The following is a 2,673-nucleotide window of genomic DNA, read 5'->3' as shown; positions in this document are numbered from 1 at the left end:
CCGCAAGCGGTATCTGCAACAAGAGGCGCGTCGTCTGCGCCGGGAGAACGGCAAGTGAATCCGCTGCGTAAAAAGCGTCTTATCATCATTCTGGCGATCCTGGTCGGGGTCGGCGCTGCCGTGGGCCTGGCCCTAAGTGCCTTGCAGCAGAACATAAACCTGTTTTACACGCCGACCCAGATCGCCAATGGCGAAGCCCCGCAGGACACGCGCATCCGCGCCGGCGGCATGGTTGAGGCGGGCTCGCTGCAGCGTTCCAGCGACTCGCTGGACGTGAAGTTCGTCGTCACCGACTTCAACAAATCCGTGACCATCGCTTATCGCGGCATCCTCCCTGACCTGTTCCGCGAAGGGCAGGGCATCGTCGCCCTGGGCAAGCTCAATGCCGAAGGTGTGGTGGTGGCCGATGAAGTGCTGGCCAAGCACGATGAAAAGTACATGCCGCCGGAAGTGACCAAGGCGTTGAAAGACAGTGGTCAATCCGCCCCAACACCCGCTAAGGAGGGTTGATCCATGACTTCCGGCATCTTCATTCCCGAATTGGGCCATCTGGCCATGATCCTGGCGCTGTGTTTTGCGCTGGTTCAGGCCGTCGTGCCATTGGTCGGTGCCTGGCGCGGTGACCGATTCTGGATGAGCCTGGCCCAGCCGGCGGCATGGGGGCAGTTCGCCTTCCTGCTGTTCGCTTTTGCATGCCTGACCTATGCGTTCATGGCCGACGATTTTTCTGTCGCCTATGTCGCCAGCAACTCCAACAGTGCCTTGCCCTGGTATTACAAATTCAGCGCCGTATGGGGCGCACACGAAGGTTCGTTGCTGTTGTGGGCGCTGATCCTCGGCGGCTGGACGTTCGCCGTGTCGGTGTTCTCCCGGCAGTTGCCGCTAGTGATGCTGGCACGGGTGCTGGCAGTGATGGGCATGATCAGCACCGGTTTCCTGCTGTTCCTGATCCTCACCTCGAACCCGTTCAAGCGCATCCTGCCGCAAATGCCCAGCGATGGCGCCGACCTCAATCCATTGCTGCAGGATATCGGCCTGATCGTTCACCCGCCGATGCTGTACATGGGGTACGTCGGTTTCTCGGTGGCGTTCGCGTTCGCGATCGCAGCGCTGATGGGCGGTCGTCTGGATGCCGCGTGGGCGCGCTGGTCGCGTCCGTGGACCATCGTCGCCTGGGCCTTCCTCGGTATCGGCATCACACTCGGCTCCTGGTGGGCCTACTACGAACTCGGCTGGGGCGGTTGGTGGTTCTGGGACCCGGTGGAAAACGCCTCGTTCATGCCCTGGCTGGTGGGTACCGCGCTGATTCACTCGCTGGCGGTCACGGAAAAACGTGGCGTGTTCAAGAGCTGGACCGTGTTGCTGGCCATTGCCGCCTTTTCGTTGAGCCTGCTGGGCACTTTCCTCGTGCGTTCCGGCGTGCTGACCTCGGTGCATGCCTTTGCCTCGGACCCCGAGCGCGGCGTGTTCATCCTGATCTTCCTGCTGTTCGTGGTCGGTGGTTCGCTGACGCTGTTCGCCTTGCGCGCACCGGTGGTCAAGAGCCAGGTCGGCTTCAACCTCTGGTCCCGGGAAACCCTGTTGCTGGGCAACAACCTGGTGCTGGTGGTGGCGGCTTCGATGATCCTGCTGGGCACCTTGTATCCGTTGATTCTCGATGCCATGACCGGCGCCAAGCTGTCGGTCGGCCCGCCGTACTTCAACGCGCTGTTCATTCCGTTGATGGCCTTGTTGATGCTGGTGATGGCGGTCGGCGTGATCGTGCGCTGGAAAGACACCCCGGTGAAGTGGCTACTGAGCATGCTCACCCCGGTACTGCTGGGCAGCGCCGCGCTGGCGGTGGTGGCTGGCGTGGCTTACGGCGATTTCAACTGGGCGGTGCTGGCGACCTTCATGCTCGCGGCCTGGGTGTTGCTGGCGGGTGCGCGTGACATTGTCGACAAGACTCGCCACAAAGGCCTGATCAAAGGCCTGCCGACCCTGACACGCAGCTACTGGGGCATGCAGGTTGCACACCTGGGCATCGCCGTTTGCGCCCTGGGCGTGGTGTTGTCGAGCCAGAACAGTGCCGAGCGCGACCTGCGCCTGGCGCCCGGCGAATCCATGGCCCTGGGCGGTTATCAGTTTATCTTCGAAGGCGCCAAACACTTCGAAGGCCCGAATTTCACCTCCGACAAGGGCACCGTTCGGGTGATCAAGGGCGGCAAGGAAGTCAGCGTGCTGCACCCGGAAAAACGCCTCTACACGGTACAGAACTCGGTGATGACCGAAGCCGGGATCGACGCCGGTTTCACCCGTGACCTCTACGTCGCACTGGGCGAACCCCTGGGGGGCGGCGCCTGGGCGGTCCGCGTGCACGTCAAGCCGTTCGTGCGCTGGATCTGGTTCGGTGGTTTGCTCACCGGTCTGGGCGGGTTGCTGGCAGCGCTGGACGGACGTTATCGAGTCAAGGTGAAAAGCCGTGTGCGTGAAGCACTGGGCATGTCTGGAGCGACTGCATGAAGCGTTGGTTGATGCTGTTGCCACTGGCGATTTTCCTGGTGGTGGCTGTTTTCCTGTATCGCGGTCTGTACCTGGACCCGGCCGAGTTGCCCTCGGCGATGATCGGCAAACCCTTCCCGGAGTTTTCCCTGCCGGCGGTGCAGGGCGACAAGACCCTGACCCGTGCCGACA

General features: G+C 62.3%; 2 protein-coding genes and 1 pseudogene. All 3 read left to right on the top strand.

Annotation, left to right across the window (positions count from 1 at the left end; genetic code table 11):
• The first annotated feature begins 54 nt into the window (after window positions 1–54).
• The gene (ccmE, locus tag ACIO0C_RS31170) at window positions 55–510 is read left to right on the top strand and encodes a cytochrome c maturation protein CcmE (protein ID WP_401318349.1); all 456 of its coding nucleotides are present in this window, start codon (window positions 55–57) and stop codon (window positions 508–510) included.
• A gap of 3 nt (window positions 511–513) precedes the next feature.
• Window positions 514–2,502, top strand: coding sequence for a heme lyase CcmF/NrfE family subunit (locus ACIO0C_RS31165; protein ID WP_401318347.1), 1,989 nt, complete (start codon window positions 514–516; stop codon window positions 2,500–2,502).
• Window positions 2,499–2,673 (top strand): annotated as a pseudogene (locus ACIO0C_RS31160) (DsbE family thiol:disulfide interchange protein); the annotation flags it as partial. The gene ACIO0C_RS31165 and the pseudogene ACIO0C_RS31160, both read left to right, overlap by 4 nt.

This window comes from Pseudomonas sp. NPDC087336 (assembly GCF_044744285.1).
Classification (GTDB): domain Bacteria; phylum Pseudomonadota; class Gammaproteobacteria; order Pseudomonadales; family Pseudomonadaceae; genus Aquipseudomonas.
Note: the sequence above shows the minus strand (reverse complement) of the source record. Positions and strands in the feature narration are given on the sequence as shown.